This window comes from Prolixibacter sp. DSM 2831 (genome assembly GCF_056493735.1).
On record NZ_CM151379.1, the window covers coordinates 3,852,180 to 3,873,486 of the forward strand.

Sequence of the window (21,307 nt, forward strand, 5' to 3'; positions counted from 1 at the left end):
ACCATCATCATAAAATGAAAATGTTTCTAAACACTGTATCACACTATTTGCCCAAGGAAAGAGTTCTCAATGAATACTTCAAAGAGGTAAATGGTTTATCTGATTCCTGGATTTTTGAACGGACCGGAATCAAAACCCGTTCAAAGGCCGGGAAAGATGAAAACACCAACACCATGGCGGTGGAAGCCGTCAAAAATGCATTGCCTTCTCTCCCGTTCGATATCCGTGATGTTGATTTGATTGTCGGTGCCTCGTATTCTCCATACGACACGGTGGCCACCATGGGACACGTTGTTCAACGGGAATTTCATATCAAAGACGCACAGGTGGTATATATTTCATCGGCTTGTTCTTCTTTAGTCAATGCCCTCGAAATTGTCGAAGGGTACTTCGCCATGGGAAAATCGAAGCAGGCTTTGGTTATTGCTTCGGAGCACAACACCGCTTTCAGCGATGAAACCTGCGAGAAAAGTGGCCACTTATGGGGCGATGGGGCTACCGCCCTTTTCATCAGTGATGAGCCACTGGGCGATAAGCCTGCCGAAATCCTCAGCATCTATAGCCGTGGGTTAGGACACATCAGTAAAGGTCCTGAAGCTGTTTACCTGACGCCGGGACGCGACGGACTGCAAATGCCCGATGGCCGGGATGTTTTCATCCAGGCGTGCCAGTACATGCGCATTGCACTGGAAGAAGCTTCGGAACAATGCGGCTTGTCGGTCGACAATCTCGACTGGATTGTTCCCCATCAGGCCAATCACCGCATTATCAAAAACCTGGCAGGTCAGCTTTCGCTGAATGAAGACAAAATATTTACCAATATCCGTGAACTAGGCAATACTGGTTCAGCCAGTACCGGTATCTGTCTTTCACAAAATATGGACACCATTCAAAAGGATGCCCTTTTAGGAATCACCGTTTTTGGTGGTGGATATTCCACCGGCGCAGCCATCCTTCGATTTTAACGATTAATTTAGAATAGTAGAAAACGCCGGATAATCCGGCGTTTATTTTTTATCTCGGCGGTATCACATCTGTATGAGGTCGGGTTGTCATATAAATATTTCCTTCAGAAAGTAACTGTAAAACATTTTAAATCAGAACAAAATTCATTAATTTTAAAGTTACGCGCTCTATTTAAACAAGTAGCTCCCGACAGTTTAGATTAATCTTATAACATAGCCTATACCAATCTTAAATACCTTGTTATGATGCTTTATGTAGGAAATATTGATTACCGAATATCTGAAGAAGACTTGTACGAGCTTTTTTCAGAATACGGACATGTTACTTCAGTTAGAATTGTACGCGACAGAGGTTCGCACCGAAGTAAAGGATTTGGTTTTGTGGAGATGGAGCACGATTATGAAGCCAACAGGGCTGTCGACAATGCAAATGGTTTAATCATTGCCGACCGGAAAATGGTGGTTCGGTTTGGACACCAGGCCAGTGGAACCCGTTCTGAAAAAAGAATGAAAGCACCATCACGCCATTCTTACCAATAGAAAATACAATTGAAAACAGAAATGCCAATCGGTAATCAAGGTATTCCGATTGGCATTTTTGTTACCCGCGAATTTCAGATTCAAACCTTTTTATAGTATTCCACTTTACCTTCTTCAGCCAAATCAGCTACTTTGTCGGCTAAATTCTTTCTGGTTGTTTCATCCATTTCCTGGAAGGCTTTAGCTAACGCAATTTTTTCTTTAATAAAACCAGCATTCTCAGCTCCCGTAATCAAAACACTAATGGGCATCGACCAGGAGAAGAAAAGGGCATCACGCATTGATATTCTCCCCGGGACAACCGGATCGTCTGATTGCCAAACTTCATTTCCATTCATCACTTTCTTGCCGAAGAAACGCCCGTCTGCCAAAGTTTTCATGGCCAACACTGCCAGCTTATTATCGATGGCCTTGGGTATTACTTTCCTGACAAAGGAATGTTCCGATGCAAAATCGACGAGGTTGACCGGGAACTGACTGGTGCTGAACAACTCCATTCCCCCAGTTTTCTCCAACATACGAAGATGTGCGTACGGATTCTGATGCCCGGTAAATCCGATATGCCTTGCTTTCCCCGATTCTTTAGCTTCCCGGACAACATCCAGCAAACCGTTGGCAATGCGAGTATCGACATCCTCAGGCGATTGCAGCGAGTGAATTTGCCACAGGTCGAGATGGTCAGTATTCAACCTCCGCAATGAACCTTCGAGGTGCTCACGCGCTGTTTTAGCATCCTGCGTAAAGGTTTTCGTCATCAGGAAAATATCATCACGGTATTTGGGTACCAGGTATTTTCCGTATCGTCGCTCACTTTCGCCATCGGCATACGATTCGGCTGTGTCGAAAAACCGGATGCCTCCCTCCATCGCAGCTTCGATTACTTCCTGTGCGTCGCGCTCGGTCGTCCAACCAACATGGTAACCACCAACGCCCAACATCGTAACATTTTCTCCGGTAGTACCGAGTTTTCGTTTCGGTAAGATTTCGCCCCACTTATCGTTCGCCGAAAGATTGTTGCCAAAGCTCGGATAAGGAAGCATCATGCCAGCGGTTAATCCCAGCATGGTTTGGATAAATTCTCTTCTTTTTTTCATAGTCTAATCTGGTTCGTCAGTATTCACTATCGAAACACTCGTTTTTATAAATAGTTCACAATCTTTCCGTTTACTAAAGATTGTTAAACAATGATAATCAAGGCACAATCGATCAAACCATCAAAATTCGCAGTTGTTTACATGATAGTTTATAGTTAAGTTTAGACAAATTTTTAATATAAAATTACCCGAACAACACAGTGGCTGTGCCGGGTTTTTTCAAGAAATTAAATCGTTTCGTTATGAAGAAGCTAATTTATTTATTCGCCCTGGCGGCAATCGTCGCATCCTGTTCTACAAATCCGGCCTTTATGGTTGATGGAAGTATAAAAGGATGGAAAGATGGCCCGGTAACTTTAAAGAAAAGAATTGACGGGAACTGGATCACCGTTGATTCAACCCAAATGAAAAAGGGAAAATTCAGTTTCTCGGGCACGGTTGATGTTCCCGGAATGTACTACGTTATTCCTCCTTCCGGCCGGAAAGATGCAATTCCTTTCTTCCTGGAAAACAGCAATATTGAAATCACAGGTAATAGTGACGACCCGAAAGATGTGGAAGTCCATGGCTCTGCGGCACAAGATGAATTCAGAAATTTCTACGACCGCGTTGACAGTATCAACAACCAAATGAGCTCGTATTACGAAAAATACGCGAAAGCCCGTTCGGAAAACGATACAACTACATCAGCCCACATCGAGAAGGAACTGAATGACTTGTACAAAATAGAGAACGATATTCAGAAAGCTTTTGTCCTGGACAATCCCAACTCGTTTGTCGCTCCCTACATCTTGCTGCAAATCCAATATGGTATGGATGCCAGCGAGCTAAACAGTTACGTCAAGAATTTCTCGGCAGATGTAATGAAAACGCCCAGTGCGCAAACGCTGAGCATGCGAATCAAAAAGCTGGAGAAGGTGGCCGTTGGACAACAGGCACCCGATTTTACCATGAATGATGCCGATGGCAAGCCGGTTAAGTTGTCAGATGTGTACAAGCAACACAAATACTTGCTGGTTGACTTTTGGGCTTCCTGGTGTGCTCCCTGTCGTCAGGAAAATCCGAATGTGGTTGCCGTATGGCAGAAATATCACAACGATGGCTTTGGCGTCATAGGTGTATCTCTCGATGCTAAAAAAGATGCATGGACGAAGGCAGTAAAAGACGACAACCTGACCTGGACTCAGGTATCGGATTTGAAAGGCTGGAAAAACTCAGCAGCCGCCTTGTATGGCGTTAACTCGATTCCGTCCAATATCTTATTGGACCAGACGGGTAAAATCATCGCACACAACCTGCGCGGAGACGATTTGCAGAATGAAATCTCTGCTTTGCTGAATAATAAAAAGTAAATCAATACGCTATTGCATAAAAAAGGGTGACTGCATTTTTCAGTCACCCTTTTTTTATTTCCTATTTCATCAGACTAGTTATGAGCCCATCGGAAACGGTAACCGATAGACCACTCGACAAATTCGGCCTGTGAAAATTCCGATGCCCGCAACCGGACGCCGGCAAACATATCGTTATTCAGATGATACCTTACTCCTATCCGTTGGTATAATCTCGGCTCTGCTTTGGGGACGTCCTTATTCAAAAGGAAAACACCTAAATCGCCCACGAGGCTGAGGCGATCCATTGAATACTCGATGGTTCCAAATGTTCCCAACATGAAATAATCGGAACCTTCAACGGTTACCGGTTTTTCAACGTCGTTGTCTACCATCATTTCTGCTTTTATCGAAGCATCATAGCCCATATCGAATCCAAGTCCTGCTTTCAACGAATGACTCATGCCACTCAACCACGCAGCTGAGAAAGTTCCTACAAAGAAGTTCTTCCCCCAGTATTCCGGGGCCACCGCACGGCTATATTCCATCTCTTTGGCTCCGGCCGAAAAAGCCAAAACCAGTTCGTCTTCGCCCTTAAATTTCTTCTTCTGCACAGGAACCATTACCGGCCGTGAATCAGACAAATGGTAACGTAACTCAACCTTGGGAGCAAACATGTTCAGTCCGCGCGAATCAACCGCTAACGTGGCGTTGGTGTAGTGTGTATAACCAATGCCTGCTGCCACATCAAACCGCTGGCTCAGTTGGTACGCATATTCAAAACCCAAATGCATGTATATATTCTTCCGGGCTCCGATAATCTGTTCCCACGTACTCGCCGTATTGGAATCGAAATTGGATGACAATCCCATTCTCCACTCATAATTAACTCCGCTGCGTTTCCATCTCTTGATATTCCCTCCATAAAAAAAGTAGAGGGCCGCAGGCTTTCCTACCTGGTATACATCGTCAAACAACGCAGCGGAAGTCAATCCAACCCCGTAATACGGATAGTTAGACAATCCATGCCATACTTTAGAACCATTGGTCTGCCATCCCAGCCGGATATCTGCAGCATTATAATTAAAAAATCCATTTCCGGCAGGATATGAGTTATTCAGCTTAAATACTGTCCCGGCTTCATAGTTTGCGCCAATCCAGGTCTTATACTTTTTCTTTGCCCCTGTCGTGTCTATAACGGTCGAAGCTTCCTGTGCCACCGCTCCGATTGAGAAGAGCAGCACAAATACCAGGGAGAGAACGGAGAAGGTTAGAGATTTGTACATGTTTTATGATTTTGGATGATTTATATGCCGATTGCACATTTTCCTGATAAGTGTTATCACCAAAAGCCTGTAAATTTCAATACTTCTGATTACTGTTAACTAATATACAAAAAAAGCGGGATAATCAATAGTTATGATTACCCCGCTATTATTATCGTTAAACGGAAAATATTATTTCTTTCGGATATATTCAACAATCCAATCTCCGACTTCGTCGGTACTAAGCGCTTTTCCGCCTTCTCCAGCTAAATCTTCTGAAACGGCTTTCGCTTCAATCGAAGCGTTCACTGCCTCCGTAATGAGAGCAGCTTCGTCCTGCAGCTTGAACGCATATTCGAACATCATGGCTGCTGAAAGAATAGTGGCACATGGGTTCGCAATATTTTTGCCCGCTGCCTGCGGATAAGAACCATGAATCGGCTCGAAAACAGATGTGTGGACTCCCATGGAAGCCGATGGCAACAATCCAAGTGAACCAGATATTACACTGGCCTCATCGGTCAGGATATCGCCAAACATGTTTTCAGTTACCATCACATCGAAACGCTTCGGCCACTGAATAATCTGCATAGCAGCGTTGTCAACGAACATGTACTCGACTTCTACTTCAGGATACTTCGGAGCCATCTCTTGCGAAATGGTCCGCCACAAACGTGAAGTAGCCAGTACGTTCGCCTTGTCGACAATCGTTAGTTTTTTGCGGCGCTGCATGGCAAATTCAAAAGCCAACTTCAAAATCCGCTCAATTTCTTCGCGAGTGTAAATGCTGGTGTCATACGCTGTATTTCCGTCTTCGGAACGTCCCTGCGGTTGACCGAAGTAGATACCGCCAGTCAATTCGCGGATAGCGACAAAATCGGCACCTTCGATGCGGTCGCGACGCAGCGGAGACATATCCAACAGCGACGGGAACGTGATGGTCGGACGAATGTTGGCGTACAGTCCCAATTTCTTCCGCATAGCGAGAAGCCCTTGTTCCGGACGCACTTTTGCCGACGGATCGTTGTCAAAACGCGGATGACCAATAGCTCCAAACAACACAGCGTCAGAATCCATGCAAAGCTGGTGTGTTTCTTCCGGATACGGATTGCCGGTTTCATCGATAGCAACTGCTCCTACCAAACCTGTTTTGGTGATTAGTTCGTGTCCGAAACGAGCGCAAATGGCATTGGTTACTTTGAGCGCCTGCTCAACTATTTCCGGACCAATTCCATCGCCGGGTAACACTGCAACGTTCAATTTCATATTATATCAATTCAAATTTTTCGGAATCCGAATCAGAAAACCTGATTATCGTTTTCCACGATGTTTAACATTTTCATTGTCGCCTTGATGGCGGCAGCCGTTTGGTCAGGATCCAAACCACGTGTTTTGAACTCTCTTCCCATGCGCCAGGTAATCAACGTTTCGACCAGCGCATCGGTATTTCCACCAGGAGGAATGGTTACCGTATAATCGGACAATGCCGGAAAAGGCTTGTTCAGTTTATGGAAAATCCGGCGCAATGCATTCATAAATGCGTCGTACTGACCATCGCCGGAAGTAGCTTCTTCGTATTCATTTCCATCGATGGAGATGCGTACTGTTGCCATCGGACGAAGCCCCAGAGCATGAGAAATCGCGTAATTCTTCAGCTCGATATGCTGAATAATGGATTCACTCTTCAAGACATCCGAAAGAATATACGGCAAATCTTCTGCAGTTACGCTCTCTTTCCTGTCACCCAGTTCGATGATCTTTTCAGTTACTTTCTTCAAATCATCCGGGTCGAGATGAACTCCCATCTCTTCCAGGTTTTTCGCGATGTTGGCTTTGCCGGATGTTTTCCCTAAAGCGTACTTCCGGGTACGGCCAAACCGTTCGGGAAGTAACTCATTGAAATACAGCTGGTCTTTTTTATCGCCATCGGCATGAATACCGCTGGTTTGCGTAAAAACGTTCTCACCAATAACTGGTTTGTTTGTTGGAATCCGAACCCCGGAGAAACTCTCCACCAAACGACTGACCATTGCCAGCTTCCGCTCGTTAACCGAGTTCGGACGTTTCAAATGGTCGTTGAGCAACGCAATCACACTGGCTAACGGCGCATTTCCGGCCCGCTCACCCAAACCATTCACGGTAGTGTGAACACAATTAATGCCTGCCCTTATCGCAGCCTCGACATTGGCTACCGAAAGATCGTAGTCGTTGTGCGCATGAAAATCGAAATTCATTTTTGGGAATTTATCGATCATCATACGGCAAAACTCGAATGTCTCCAGCGGCGACAAAATACCAAGCGTATCAGGTAGCATGATGCGCTGAATTGGTTCATCTTTTAGTCCGTCGAGCAACTTCTCCACGTAATCGGGGGAATGACGCATTCCGTTCGACCAGTCTTCCAGGTATATGTTTACACGAATACCCATCTCACCTGCACGACCGATGGTTTCCCGGATATCTTGAATGTGCTGCTCCGTCGATTTTTTCAATTGCTGAGTTAAATGGCGGTGCGAACCTTTGGTCAAAAGATTCATCACTTCGCCCCCGGCGTCCTTAATCCAGTTGAGCGATGTTCCACCATCGACAAAGCCGAGAATTTCAATTTTATCACGATAACCGGCCTTTGAAGCCCATTCGATAACTTTTTGAGCAGCCCGGAACTCCCCCTCAGAAACACGAGCCGACGCAATTTCGAGATAGTCAATCTTGACCTCTTCGAGTAGAATTTTTGCGATGTTTAGTTTCTCGATTTCAGAGAAAGAAACCCCCGAGGTCTGCTCGCCATCCCTCAGGGTTGTATCCATGATATAAACTTTTTTTGCCATAGCTCTGCTCATCAGTCACACTTGTTTTATCGTAGCGATTCTTCGAACCTGGCTACTTTGTCTTTTAGCGTAACCAGAAAATCGATATCGTCGTAGCCATTCAACAGGCACTTTTTCTTGTAGGCATTGATTTCGTAATCCGTTGTTTCGCCGGTTTCGAGATTGGTGAAAGTCTGTGATTCCAGATCCACTTCAAACTCAGCATTCGGATTCGCTTCAATGGTTTCGAACAATTTCTCAAGGTATTCAGGCGAAACCTGTACCGGTAATAACCCGTTATTCAGCGCATTGTTTTTAAAAATATCGGCGAAGAAACTCGACACAACTACGCGAAATCCGTAATCGTAAATCGCCCAGGCAGCATGTTCGCGGCTCGAACCACTTCCGAAGTTTTTTCCTGCCACCAGGATTTTTCCGCTGTAGCGGGATTCGTTCAGAACAAAATCAGGATTTGGCGTATCGCCACTTTTGTAGCGCCAGTCACGGAAAAGGTTATCACCAAAACCCTTGCGCTCTACCGCTTTCAGGAAGCGGGCCGGAATAATCTGGTCGGTATCCACGTTTTCGATGGGCAGTGGTACTGCCGGACTCCGGAATTTTACAAATTTATCGATAGGCATAATCAATCAATTCAAAGTTCACATTACAAAAATTCACGCGGATCGGTTACCCGACCAGTAACAGCAGCTGCGGCAGCCATAATCGGGCTGGCCAGCATGGTACGGGCTCCGGGGCCCTGACGTCCTTCGAAGTTTCGGTTCGAAGTAGAGACGGCGTATTTTCCCGCCGGAATTTTGTCTTCATTCATGGCCAGACAGGCTGAACAACCAGGCTGACGTAATTCGAAACCGGCTTCTTCCAGAATTTCTACGAGGCCTTCTTCCCGAATCTGTGCTTCGACCTGATGAGAGCCGGGCACCAACCACGCCGTGATATTATCGGCTTTCTTCTTTCCCTTCACAAACTCTGTGAATGTCCGGAAATCCTCGATACGGCCGTTGGTACAACTTCCTATGAAAACATAATCGACCTGCTTGCCCAGCATTTTGTCGCCAGGATGGAATCCCATGTATTCCAACGACTTATTGAAAGTAAAGCGGTCGCTTTTACCCATATCTTCGCCGGTAGGAATAGCACCGTCAACGCCAATGCCCATTCCGGGATTGGTTCCGTAAGTAATCATGGGAGAAATGTCAGCGGCATCGTACGTATATTCCAAATCGAAAACCGCATCGTCATCTGATTTCAGCGTTTTCCAATAAGCCAGCTGCTTTTCCCACTCTTCACCTTTCGGAGCAAATTCACGTCCTTTAATGTACTCGAAAGTCACCTCGTCCGGGGCAATCATTCCGCCACGCGCACCACTTTCGATACTCATGTTGCAAAGTGTCATGCGGCCTTCCATCGACAAACTTTGAATGGCCGAACCAGCGTATTCGATAAAGTGTCCGGTACCACCCGAAGTGGAAATCTTCGAAATAATGTAAAGGGCAATATCTTTCGCGGTAACGCCTGGATGCAATTCTCCTTCTACATTGATTCGCATTTTCCTCGGCTTGGGCTGAAGAATACACTGGCTGGCCAGTACCATCTCCACCTCACTTGTTCCAATTCCGAAAGCTATGCTACCGAATGCGCCGTGAGTTGATGTATGACTGTCACCACAAACAATGGTCATTCCGGGTTTGGTGATTCCCAACTCGGGACCAATCACATGGACAATACCATGAAAAGGGTGATTCAGGCCATAGAGGCCAATATTGTGCTTTTCGCAATTCGCGGTCAGCGTATCGACCTGCTTACGCGAAAGCAATTCCTGAATAGGAAGTTCTTGTCCTTCAGTCGGAACGTTATGGTCGGGAGTTGCCACGGTTTTTTCCGGACGGAAAACTTTCAAACCGCGACGTTCTAAACCACCAAATGCAACCGGGCTGGTTACTTCGTGGATAAAGTGGCGGTCGATGTAAAAAACATCGGGGCCACCGTCCACATGCTCAACCACATGAGCATCCCATATTTTGTCAAAAAGTGTTTTTGATGCTGAACTCATTTGAATATCATTCAAAATTAATACTGCTTGAAACGGAATCAAATTTTATTACCTGAACCGTTTCCTATTTTGTTAATCGCATCGATAAAGGCTTCAACAGAAGCGGTTACAATGTCGGTATGAGCGCCAAAGCCGTTGTAAATAACGCCGTCGGCTTCCACCTGCATGTGCACTTTACCAATATCATCACTTCCTCGGGTAATCGCCTGAATAAGAAACTCTTCCAGAACTACCTTACGGTGAATAATATCTTTAACAGCTGAAATCGCCGCATCGACAGGACCATTACCTGATTCGGTGGCTGTGAATTTCTCGCCGGCAATATCCAGCTTCACGGTAGCCATTGGAACCATATTTTTCCCGGTCACCACCTGCAGGAAGTCCAGCTTAATCCGACGTTCTCCTTTACCCAATTCGCCGAGCAGTACCAACAGATCGTCGTCCTTGATCTGTTTCTTCTTATCGGCCAGTTTCAGGAAGTCTTCGTAAACTTCATCCACCTTTTCTTTGTCCAGTTTGTATCCCAGAACTTCGAGACGGTGCTTCAATGCGGCACGACCACTACGGGCTGTCAGCAGGATAGAAGATTCGTTGATACCCACTTCTGCCGGATCGATGATCTCATAGTTTTCGCGGTGTTTCAACACACCATCCTGATGAATACCACTCGAGTGAGCGAATGCATTCCGACCAACAATCGCTTTGTTCGGTTGCACCGGCATGTTCATCAAACTGGAAACCAGGCGGCTGGTTTTGTAAATATTTTTTGAGTTGATATTGGTATGCAAATCCAACTCCTTGTGAGAACGAAGCGTCATCACCACTTCTTCCAGTGAAGTGTTTCCGGCACGCTCACCGATACCATTGATAGTTACCTCTACCTGGCGGGCACCATTCATAATTCCGGATACGGTGTTCGCGGTAGCCATACCCAAGTCGTTATGACAGTGAGTCGAGATAATGGCTTTATCGATTCCTTTTACATTCTCTTTCAGGAAACGGATTTTTTCACCGAACTCATTCGGAAGACAGTACCCGGTTGTATCCGGAATATTCACAACTGTCGCACCCGCTTTAATCACAGCCTCGATTACTTTGGCCAGATAAACATTGTCCGTACGACCAGCATCTTCGGCATAAAACTCTACATCCTCAACATACTTCTTGGCATATTTTACAGCAGCCACCGCACGTTCCAGAATCTCGTCCTGGTTGGAATTCAGTTTATATTTAATGTGATATGGTGATGTACCAATACCGGTATGAATTCGTCCACGCTTGGCATATTTCAGTGCATCGGCAGCTACATCGATATCTTTCTCCACCGCACGGGTCAGGGCACAAATGGTTGGCCAGGTAACCGCTTTCGACAGTTCGACCACCGAATGAAAATCGCCCGGGCTGGAAATAGGAAAGCCGGCTTCAATCACGTCGACCCCTAGCAGTTCCAGGGCCTTGGCTACTTCGATTTTCTCAATCGTATTCAGCTGGCAACCCGGTACCTGCTCTCCATCTCGCAGTGTGGTATCAAATACATATACCCTGTTATCATCCATGATTTTCTGTATTGAATTTCTTAATTTACTTTTTCAAACTATTCCCGGCTTCGTGCTATTTATGAAGAATGGAAAGAACCAGGTTCTCTCCATTCACATATCATTCGGCATTAGCCGTTATTTTCGGGACGCAATTGGCGCACGGTGGCACCTGCTTTCCACATTTCAGAATCGTGCAATTCCTTCAATTCCCCTTCCAACTTGACTCGATAGTCAGACTTGCTGTTGGAATCGATAGAACGTTGCGCTTCATTTCCGGCAGCGACTTCGCTGTACAGTTCTTCAAAGACCGGCTGGGTTGCATCGCGGAATTTCTTCCACCAATCCAACGCACCGCGCTGAGCAGTAGTTGAGCAGTTGGCATACATCCAGTCCATTCCGTTTTCAGCGACCAAAGGCATCAAACTCTGAGTCAACTCTTCCACGGTTTCGTTGAAAGCCTCGGAAGGTGTATGGCCGTTTTTACGCAGCACTTCGTACTGAGCTGCAAAAATTCCCTGAATAGCGCCCATCAGCGTACCGCGCTCTCCTGTCAAATCGGAGTAAACTTCGCGTTTGAAAGTGGTTTCGAACAGGTAACCTGAACCAACGCCAATTCCCAGTGCAACAACGCGGTCTTTGGCTTTTCCGGTAGCATCCTGGAAGATAGCGAAGCTGGAGTTCAGTCCACGACCTTCGAGGAACATACGACGCAAACTGGTACCCGAACCTTTCGGGGCAACCAGAATTACATCTACATCTTCCGGAGGAATAATACCGGTACGTTCTTTATACGTTACCGCAAATCCATGAGAAAAGTAAAGCGCTTTTCCGGGAGTTAAATGTTTTTTCACGGTAGGCCAAAGAGAAATCTGGCCGGCATCGGATAGCAGATATTGAATAATTGTTGCTTTTTCGCAAGCTTCTTCCAGTTCGAAAAGAGTTTCGCCGGGTACCCAACCGTCAGCGACAGCTTTATCCCATGATTTGGAATTTTTGCGCTGACCGACGATGACATTAAATCCGTTATCACGAAGATTTAGTGACTGACCGGGTCCCTGTACACCGTAACCGAGTACGGCGATGGTTTCATCTTTGAGTGTTTCCTGCGCTTTCGCAAGAGGAAATTCTTCGCGGGTCACCACATTTTCTTCGACGCCGCCAAAATTCATTTTAGCCATTTTGATCTGATTTTTTAAAAGGTGTTGTTATAAGACTTTTTATTTAATTCGATTTCATTTCGATACTTGCCAGGAGTGCATCCCGCTCGGCAAGGAATTCGGAGAGCCGCTCGTTTGCAGAGCGGGTAATAGCCACACGACCAGAACGAATAAACTGTAGAACTCCAAACTTATTGAGTCCATTGAAGAGCTCCTGCGTCTCTTCCTTGTGACCGGTTTTTTCGATGACCGTGTAATCCTTGGTAATTTCCAGGATACGGGCATTGTGTTTCCGCACCATCCGTTCAATCTGGTCTGAATCCATTAAGGCAGTGGTTGGCACTTTGTACAGGGCAATTTCCTGAAAGATCATCTCCTCATTAGTGTGGAAATAGGCCTTCAGTACATCCACCTGTTTTTCTATTTGCTTCACAATGTTCTCCACCCGCGAACGCTCTTCACGCACCACGATGGTGAATTTGGAAATTCCGCTCAGCGCCGACTCCGAAACGGTCAGACTTTCGATGTTGACTTTCCGGCGAGTGAATATAATGGTGATGCGGTTCAGCAAACCGATGTGGTTTTCGCTGTAAGCCGATATGATAAATTCTTCTTTCATCTTTTGTGTTTTTTGCCTGTTACTCTTTTCGCGAAAGCGGAAACAATTAACAGAGGTTATTCTTCAGCCGACAACAAAATATCTGAAACGGACGCTCCGGTTGGTACCATCGGGAAAATGTTGTCTTCTTTCTCCACCAAAACATCCAACAGGAATGGTCCGGGATTGTCAATCATCTCTTTCATGGCAACCTGCAATTCCTCACGGGTTTTTACCTGCTTACCAGGAATTCCAAAACCTTCGGCAATTTTCACGAAATCAGGGTTCACCATCTCGGTGAACGAATAACGGCGCTCGAAGAAGAGTTGTTGCCACTGACGTACCATTCCGAGGAAATGGTTATTCAAAACAACCAGCTTAACAGGAAGATTTTCCTGAGCAATGGTCCCCAATTCCTGAATGGTCATCTGCAATCCGCCATCGCCAACAAACGCAACCACTTCGCGGTCGGGAGCACCAATCTTGGCACCAATCGCAGCCGGGAGACCGAATCCCATCGTTCCCAAACCTCCGGAACTGATGTGACTACGAGTCTTCGAGAATTTGGCATACCGGGCAGCCGCCATCTGGTTTTGGCCCACATCCGCTACAACAACTGATTCATTATTCGTTAATTCGGATGACATCCGAACCACTTCGCCCATCGTCAATCCCGGTTTAACCGGAAAAAGATCTTTCTGAATCACCTTCTCATTTTCGATGTCGGCAGCCTGGTGGAATTCATTCACCCACTCGGTATGCTCCTGCTTTTTCACGAGACGAGTCAGCATACGAAGTGACTTCTTGGCATCACCTAGAACAGCCACATCGGCTTTGATGATTTTATTGATTTCAGATGGATCGATTTCCAGATGAATCACTTTCGCCTGACGGGCATAACGTTTTACGTCGCCGGTCACCCGGTCGTCGAAACGCATTCCCACAGCAATCAACACGTCGCATTCATTGGTTTTGATGTTGGGCCCGTAGTTTCCGTGCATCCCCAGCATTCCCGTATGCAGTTCATGATCGGAATCCAAAGCAGATAAACCAAGCAAGGTTCCGGCTGCTGGGATTCCAGCTTTTTCGATGAATTCCTGCAATTCGCGCTCGGCACTGGAAAGAATTACTCCCTGTCCGAAAAGCAGGAAAGGTTTCTTCGCACTGTTAATCAGGTCCGATGCGCTTTTCAAACTCTCTTTATCAAGCGGATACTCAGGAACGTAACTCCGGATTTTTTCGCAGCGCTTGTAAGTAAAATCCATTTTACCGAACTGGGCGTCTTTGGTCAAATCCAGTACTACCGGTCCCGGACGGCCGCTGCGGGCAATGTAGAACGCTTGTGCAATCGCGGTTGGAATTTCCTCCGGCGTCGTGATCTGGTAATTCCACTTGGTTACCGGCATAGAGATACCCACAACATCCGACTCCTGGAACGCATCGGTTCCCAAAAGCGGCGATGCAACCTGACCGGTGATACACACGAGAGGTGTGGAATCGATCATCGCATCGGCAATGCCGGTAATTAGGTTGGTGGCACCCGGTCCGGAAGTGGCAAAACAAACGCCGACATCTCCGGTCACACGGGCATATCCCTGTGCCGCATGAACAGCTCCCTGTTCATGTCTCGTCAGAATGTGCCGTACCTGCTTGTCGAAATCGTACAAAGCATCGTAAACCGGCATAATTGCCCCGCCAGGGTAGCCAAATATGGTTTCAACTCCTTCTTCCAGCAATGAACGGATAACTGCTTCAGCTCCCGTAATCTGCATGGCCTTCTGTTTCATTTCCATAAACTCTTTTGATGGTGCCGTCATGGCTATCTGGATTTAGTGTTAATCAATTAATCTTACTGCTCCTTCGTCGGCTGACGAAACAAGACTTGCATATGCTTTCAGCGCCCGGCTTACCTGCCGGTCACGGCTTTGCGGAGTGTAGGCTTGTGCTCCTCGCGTTTCTTCATCAACACGGCGTTTTTCAAGCTCTTCCTCTGATACCATTAATTCAATCCGGCGGGCCGGGATGTCGATTTCAATGGGATCTCCATCCCTGACCAGCGCGATCTCACCTCCGGCAGCAGCTTCAGGTGAAACGTGTCCGATAGACAGTCCTGAAGTTCCTCCGGAAAAGCGACCATCGGTTACCAATGCACATTGTTTATCGAGTCGAACTGATTTCAGGTAGGAGGTTGGGTACAGCATTTCCTGCATTCCGGGTCCGCCTTTGGGACCTTCGTAACGGATAATAACCACATCGCCGGCCTGGACCGCATCGCCAAGGATTCCGCGAATAGCGTCATCCTGCGATTCAAAGACCCGGGCCGTTCCCTTAAATTGAAAAACAGAAGAATCAACTCCCGCTGTTTTTATGATACATCCTTTTCGTGCTATATTTCCGAACAGTACAGCCAATCCACCTTCTTTGGTGTAAGCGTGGTCAATATCGCGAATACAGCCCTCTTCCCGATCCAAATCGAGTTTTCCGTAATGCATCTGCTGCGAACCCATCACCAGGTTGCGACCGATGTTTCCGGGCGCAGCTGAATAAAGTTCCCGAGCTTCCGTACCAGCCGAATCCCGCAGCACATCCCAGTTATCGATGGCTTCACCCAGCGTATTATCCGAAACCCGGCTAACTGATCGATTGAGCAATCCGCCCCGATCCAGCTCGCCGAGAATTCCGAGAATACCTCCTGCCCGGTTCACATCCTGAATGTGATAATGCGAATTGGGAGCTACTTTACAAATACAGGGAACTCTCCTCGAAAGCTCGTCCATGTCCTTCATGGTAAAATCGACACCAGCTTCACGAGCAATGGCCAGCAAGTGCAATACTGTATTAGTCGAACCGCCCATCGCAATGTCCAGAGTCATTGCATTCATAAATGCTTCACGAGAGCCGATACTGCGGGGCAATACTTTTTCATTACCATTCTTATAATAATCGTAGGTCAGATCGACGATGGCTTTTGCTCCTTTCACGAACAATTCTTTCCGGCGGGCATGTGTTGCCACTACGGTTCCGTTTCCCGGAAGGGAAAGTCCCAGCGCCTCAGTCAGACAGTTCATCGAATTGGCCGTAAACATTCCTGAACAGGAGCCACAGGTAGGACACGCGTTTTGTTCGACATCCAGCAGCACACTGTCGCTTACCGAATCGTCGGCAGCCATTACCATGGCATCAACCAGGTCAAACTGACGTCCTTGTGCCTCGCCGGCCTCCATGGGACCACCGGATACAAAAATGGCCGGAATGTTCAAACGCATTGCGGCCATTAACATCCCCGGTGTAATCTTATCACAATTGGAGATGCAAATCATAGCGTCCGCTTTATGCGCGTTAACCATGTATTCAACACTATCGGCTATTATTTCCCTCGACGGCAATGAATACAACATTCCGTCATGTCCCATGGCAATACCATCGTCAACTGCAATGGTGTTAAATTCTGCAGCGAAGCAGCCCAGTTTTTCAATCTCCTTTTTCACCATCTGCCCAACATCATGCAAATGCGCATGACCGGGCACGAACTGGGTGAACGAGTTGACAACGGCAATCAGCGGCTTGCCAAAATGTTCCTCTTTCATCCCATTCGCCCTCCACAGGCTTCGGGCACCTGCCATACGACGCCCGCGGGTTGTTGTTTCGCTTCTCAGTTTTTTTTCCATGCCTGGATTTACGTTTAAAAAAAAGCCTTTCTCGTTTTCTTGAGAAAGGCTTGTTCGTTTCGATTTATGCAATAGTCAACCTTTCTCAACTGGTACCGACGAGAATAATAATGTCCACGAGAAGAAGGTTATCGACTATTGTACGCATCATATCTAATTTTTTCTTTTATAATCTGAAAGAAAACCATTCTCCGAGAGAATGGTTATCATGGGGTTGATTACAAAAATACCGCTCAATGTCCGCAATAAAATTTCCTTAATCAATTATCGCTTATGAACTACAAAGGCAAATGTAGAAATAAATACAAAAAGACAAAACGAAAATGTAAGTATTTACACTGATTTAATATATAATTAAAAGTAGAATTGACTTTGTAGTATAAAACAGAAGAATATAATTCTAACAAACTACATTTTTGTTCGAAAAATCTACCCTATATAAACTCCTATGAATCTCAAACTTACACATGGATTACTTAGAATTAGTCTAATAAAAAGTAAGCAACCAGGGCTCTAATTGCTTTCCCATTTCATAAGAAGAACCCGAAAAATTATTTACAATCACTGCAAAAAATAGTTGGTGCCCGTTACGATTTGTAAATTCTCCAGCAAAACTTCTCACTCGTTCCATCGATCCGGTTTTTGCCCGCAACGTTCCCTCAAGCGGAGTTCCCTGAAAAAAGTACTTCAAAGTGCCTTCTTTGCCAGCCAAGGGAAGAGAATTAAAGAATATCTGGTCATCACCAGGCGTTCTGTACATATTCAACATCACCTCAACCAACGTTCTCGTACAGACAGCATTTGACCGGGACAGCCCACTACCGTCGGTCTGATAAAAACCCTGCAAATACACACCTCGGTCCTGCCAGTACGATTTCAAATCTTTCAATCCTTCGTCCAATGCAGGCTTACCGGATACCTTCCGTCCAATTTCCCTAAGAAGGTGCTCGGCAAACAGATTGACACTTTCGTGATTGGTCGTGTCAATGATGTCTTTCAGTTTGGGCGATTTCTCTACGGCCATCTGACGGAACTCACCTTCTTCGTCCGTAAAACCGGCTTTTGCCTGACCTGTGATTTCAATTCCTAACTTATTTATCACTTTTCGTAACGAATCGGCAGCTTCAAGCGGAGGATTCGGCATGGCACCTTTCACTACAAAATCATTTCGCCCTTTCGGTATTCTGCCCGTAATCATCTGATGTTGCGCATACGGAGCGCCATATACATACGATTGATCGCTGTTTTTATTGGAAGAGATCACCCGGTTATCCAGCGAGAAACCCGGAGTTTCCGGTTGCACATACTTCACGGTAGTTGGTTGTCCCGCTTCAGCCGGCGATTGAAAATGTATCCGGTACATGTTGTCGGCAAAGGTGAGCCCGTACACACCCGCACCATAATAGTTTCCCATATCTTCCCAAATCCATCCGCCGGGAATAGCGGTATCGTCCAGTGCCGAGGCATCACCAATAACGTCGCCATCCACTTGCTTTATTCCCAGTTGCTTTAATTGGTAGGCCCACTGTTCGAAAACACCTAAATAATGGGTTTTAAAGTATTCGGAATAAAAAGCCGGATCAGCTCCTCCTTTAATAATCAAATCGCCTTTCAATGTACCGGTCTTGTGATCGATTTTTCCGATATAGCCAAACCGGGTTTTAAACCGAAAGTCGGGCCCGAGCAGCCGCATTGCAGTTGCCGTTGTCACCACTTTCAATACCGAAGCCGGCTCCAGGCTCTTTTGCGGCGATTGGGCTACAACCTGTCCAGTTGTAGCATCATACACATAAAAACTGTATTCGGCTGTCTGCAATTCCGGCAAATTTGGTAACGCAGAAAGTGTATCAGATTGTGCTTTAACTTGTGTAAAAGTGAATAGGAGAAATAATGCAATAATTAATCTGTTCATGAGAAAACATAGTTTTACTGATTACCCGAACTTTTAAGGTAACCGCATAGATGAAACAAAGATTGATTGACGAAAAACAAGTCAACTAGAACCAATATCCAAGAGACAAAAAGACCGAAGGATCGTTCGATATATTCGAACTATTCACCATTAGCTCGACAGGTCCGACCATACTATCATACGACAATGTAATACCTCCACCGGCCAGAACATCACCTTTGGTCAGAAAGTCATTATCATTACCGTAGAACCCAAGATTTGTATTCAATGTCAAATAAATACTTTCCCAAAAGCGAAAGCGGAAGTCCATTTCACCGACAGCCACGTTGCGGGTCATCAACTCCATTCGGCGAAGGCCAATAAACGGAACCTGAGCATTCAAATAGTCGGTTTGCTCCACCCCTCCCACAAAAGATTTATAATATACCGGCTCTCCCGAACCAATAATGATTCTTCCCTTCGCTGACGGCAGTATTGTAAAACGGGAACCAAAGGATTTAGCAAACTGGATGTTCAATTTTACCGGCATAAACGGATTGCCTTCATTCAATAACCAACCGTTATCGGTCACAATTTTCGCTTCGCCCAGAAACTTCCATCCAACAGTCGGGAAGTAAGCCCGGTTCATTTGGTCCAGATCGATCTGAGCATAGTAATTTAAAAGCGTCTGATTATCGAGATTTACATCTGGAATGGTACCAATCACCGATTCAACATTGAAATGCTCTACTTCCGCTCCTAAAGAAATCCTGAACGCATCGAAATAAACCGAGTGGGTAGCCAATTGTGCTTTATATAACTGGAGGTTGACCAGCGACGATTTATCTCCGTTTACATACTGCGAAATGGTTTCGTCGTGGATGCTGGCCCCGGCCAAAAGCCCCGGCTTCCAACCATTATCAACTGTATAACGCACAGCAAATGCAGGGTTGGTTGCCAAAATTGCATCCATTGACAGTTTGGCTCCGGTCTTCCGGCTGTTTTTAAAAGTTGTATTGATTAACAAAGCTGCTTTTCGGTCAGTGTCATAGTGAATTCCCAGGTTCAAGCGGTCGTGAACCCGTTCTTTCACTGTCAAATGCAGCGTTTTGTTTTTATCGCCCAGTAAACGATAGCGAACGTAATCGAAGTTTCCTGAGCCATAAATCCGCTTAATTCCTTCACGAAGTTGCCGAACCGTCATCACTTGCGGCGGATCCAGATCCAATAATCCGAGGAAATAATTCAATCCCTGATTTTTGGCGCCGTCTACTGTCACCCGCTCGATAGTCAAGTTGCGGTCCATACTTGGAATCTTCTCGGGCTTAATGGGATTCGGTTTCAAATGTAGCGAGTCGCGCAGATGAATCAGTTGTGGAAGAATCTTCCGGGCAGCCTCTTCTCCCCTTTTTATCAACTCATCGGCTGATGCAGCATCGAAACTGGAAGCCGAGTATCCTTTAATGTCAGGTTTAATGTAATAGTCAACCAGCTTTTTGTTTTCTTCCGACTTCCGGTAGGACATCAGGTTAATCATCTGATTCACCACATCCGGGATAGATTGCAGTTCTTTCTTATCCCTTAGTCCATACTGAATATCTACACCGATAATAATATCAGCGCCCATCTCTTTACAACGGTTCACCGGGAAATTATTAACAATGCCACCATCCACCAGCAGGCGCCCGTCCACATCGACGGGAGAGAATGCCGTAGGAACGGACATGCTGGCCCGAATCGCCAGCGGGAGATATCCATGATTTAAAACCACCTCTTTTCCCGTTTCGATATCGGCCGCCACACAAAGAAAAGAACGCGGCAGTTTTGAAAAGTCGGTTACATTTTGGTAATCGAGTGCCAGATAAGAGAACAAATCCTGAACATTCTGACCGCTCAATGCTCCCGAAGGTAAACTAACACGTTTCGACCGTATTGGGAAACTCAGGTTGTAGCGATCCAGCTCATGCTTGTCAAAAACCGGAATATAACGCCTATCTACCTGATCACTCAGCAGCGTTGCCCAATCCTGGCTCTTCACTATCTTTTCCAGCGTATTGGCATCATAGCCCATCGCATAAAATCCTCCGACGATGCTTCCAATACTGGTACCGGCGATATAATCAATCGGTATTCCGGCTTCTTCCAGCACTTTCAAAACCCCCACATGAGCAAAACCTTTCGCCCCGCCACCACTTAAAACCAATCCGATTTTAGGGCGATGATTTGTTTCCTGGGCATGAAGTGAATACCCTGGAAAAATCAAAAAGATAAGTAGTAATATTTCTCTTATTCTCATGCTCGGTTTAGTCTGTCGGAGAATTATCAACTCCGGAATAAAATAATTTTTAAATAAGGCTCACAGAAGCTTTTGAATGGTTCAAG

Annotated in this window: 16 protein-coding genes; 3 read left to right on the plus strand and 13 right to left on the minus strand. The window is 46.0% G+C overall.

The window, feature by feature from the left end; all coding sequences use genetic code 11:
* Positions 1-14 precede the first annotated feature (14 nt).
* Together AC060N_RS15770 and AC060N_RS15775 are read left to right on the plus strand one after the other, a co-directional pair.
* The gene (locus AC060N_RS15770; protein ID WP_479524656.1) at positions 15-965 is read left to right on the plus strand and encodes a 3-oxoacyl-ACP synthase III family protein; all 951 of its coding nucleotides are present in this window, start codon (positions 15-17) and stop codon (positions 963-965) included.
* A gap of 243 nt (positions 966-1,208) precedes the next feature.
* The gene (locus tag AC060N_RS15775; RefSeq protein ID WP_479524657.1) at positions 1,209-1,505 is read left to right on the plus strand and encodes an RNA recognition motif domain-containing protein; all 297 of its coding nucleotides are present in this window, start codon (positions 1,209-1,211) and stop codon (positions 1,503-1,505) included.
* A gap of 80 nt (positions 1,506-1,585) precedes the next feature.
* On the opposite strand, the gene AC060N_RS15780 is transcribed toward AC060N_RS15775, so the two are convergent.
* Entirely contained in the window at positions 1,586-2,599 is a 1,014-nt protein-coding gene (locus tag AC060N_RS15780; RefSeq protein WP_463235142.1) for an aldo/keto reductase, read from the minus strand.
* Positions 2,600-2,841: 242 nt separating this feature from the next.
* Here AC060N_RS15780 and AC060N_RS15785 point away from each other — a divergent pair, with 242 nt between their 5' ends.
* Complete coding sequence (locus AC060N_RS15785; RefSeq protein WP_479524658.1) at positions 2,842-3,951, plus strand: redoxin domain-containing protein; 1,110 nt, start codon at positions 2,842-2,844, stop codon at positions 3,949-3,951.
* A 74-nt stretch (positions 3,952-4,025) separates the two neighbouring features.
* Here the strand turns inward: AC060N_RS15785 and AC060N_RS15790 are convergent, their stop codons facing one another.
* From AC060N_RS15790 to AC060N_RS15845, 12 genes are all read right to left on the minus strand, one after another.
* Positions 4,026-5,216, minus strand: a complete 1,191-nt coding sequence (locus AC060N_RS15790) for a hypothetical protein (protein ID WP_479524659.1) — start codon at positions 5,214-5,216, stop codon at positions 4,026-4,028.
* 171 nt (positions 5,217-5,387) lie between these two features.
* Positions 5,388-6,461: a 3-isopropylmalate dehydrogenase gene (gene leuB / locus AC060N_RS15795; RefSeq protein WP_463235148.1), complete on the minus strand. Its 1,074-nt coding sequence runs from the start codon at positions 6,459-6,461 to the stop codon at positions 5,388-5,390.
* 32 nt (positions 6,462-6,493) lie between these two features.
* Positions 6,494-8,002, minus strand: coding sequence for an alpha-isopropylmalate synthase regulatory domain-containing protein (locus AC060N_RS15800; RefSeq protein WP_479524660.1), 1,509 nt, complete (start codon positions 8,000-8,002; stop codon positions 6,494-6,496).
* A gap of 47 nt (positions 8,003-8,049) precedes the next feature.
* The gene (gene leuD / locus AC060N_RS15805) at positions 8,050-8,643 is read right to left on the minus strand and encodes a 3-isopropylmalate dehydratase small subunit (protein WP_106541811.1); all 594 of its coding nucleotides are present in this window, start codon (positions 8,641-8,643) and stop codon (positions 8,050-8,052) included.
* Positions 8,644-8,666: 23 nt separating this feature from the next.
* Positions 8,667-10,073 carry a 3-isopropylmalate dehydratase large subunit gene (gene leuC, locus AC060N_RS15810; protein WP_479524661.1) on the minus strand — a complete coding sequence of 469 codons (1,407 nt, stop codon included), beginning with the start codon at positions 10,071-10,073 and terminating at the stop codon, positions 8,667-8,669.
* A gap of 38 nt (positions 10,074-10,111) precedes the next feature.
* A complete protein-coding gene (locus AC060N_RS15815) occupies positions 10,112-11,629 on the minus strand; it encodes a 2-isopropylmalate synthase (protein ID WP_463235154.1) in 1,518 nt (505 codons plus the stop codon).
* 110 nt (positions 11,630-11,739) lie between these two features.
* Positions 11,740-12,789 (minus strand): ketol-acid reductoisomerase, encoded by a 1,050-nt coding sequence (gene ilvC / locus AC060N_RS15820; RefSeq protein ID WP_479524662.1) that lies wholly within the window; start codon positions 12,787-12,789, stop codon positions 11,740-11,742.
* 43 nt (positions 12,790-12,832) lie between these two features.
* Complete coding sequence (gene ilvN, locus AC060N_RS15825; protein WP_479524663.1) at positions 12,833-13,387, minus strand: acetolactate synthase small subunit; 555 nt, start codon at positions 13,385-13,387, stop codon at positions 12,833-12,835.
* A 56-nt stretch (positions 13,388-13,443) separates the two neighbouring features.
* The gene (gene ilvB / locus AC060N_RS15830; protein WP_479524664.1) at positions 13,444-15,183 is read right to left on the minus strand and encodes a biosynthetic-type acetolactate synthase large subunit; all 1,740 of its coding nucleotides are present in this window, start codon (positions 15,181-15,183) and stop codon (positions 13,444-13,446) included.
* 18 nt (positions 15,184-15,201) lie between these two features.
* A complete protein-coding gene (gene ilvD / locus AC060N_RS15835; protein WP_479524665.1) occupies positions 15,202-17,034 on the minus strand; it encodes a dihydroxy-acid dehydratase in 1,833 nt (610 codons plus the stop codon).
* 487 nt (positions 17,035-17,521) lie between these two features.
* Positions 17,522-18,946: a D-alanyl-D-alanine carboxypeptidase/D-alanyl-D-alanine endopeptidase gene (gene dacB / locus AC060N_RS15840; RefSeq protein ID WP_479524666.1), complete on the minus strand. Its 1,425-nt coding sequence runs from the start codon at positions 18,944-18,946 to the stop codon at positions 17,522-17,524.
* Between the two features lie 85 nt (positions 18,947-19,031).
* The gene (locus AC060N_RS15845) at positions 19,032-21,221 is read right to left on the minus strand and encodes a patatin-like phospholipase family protein (RefSeq protein WP_479524667.1); all 2,190 of its coding nucleotides are present in this window, start codon (positions 21,219-21,221) and stop codon (positions 19,032-19,034) included.
* Between the last annotated feature and the right edge of the window lie 86 nt (positions 21,222-21,307).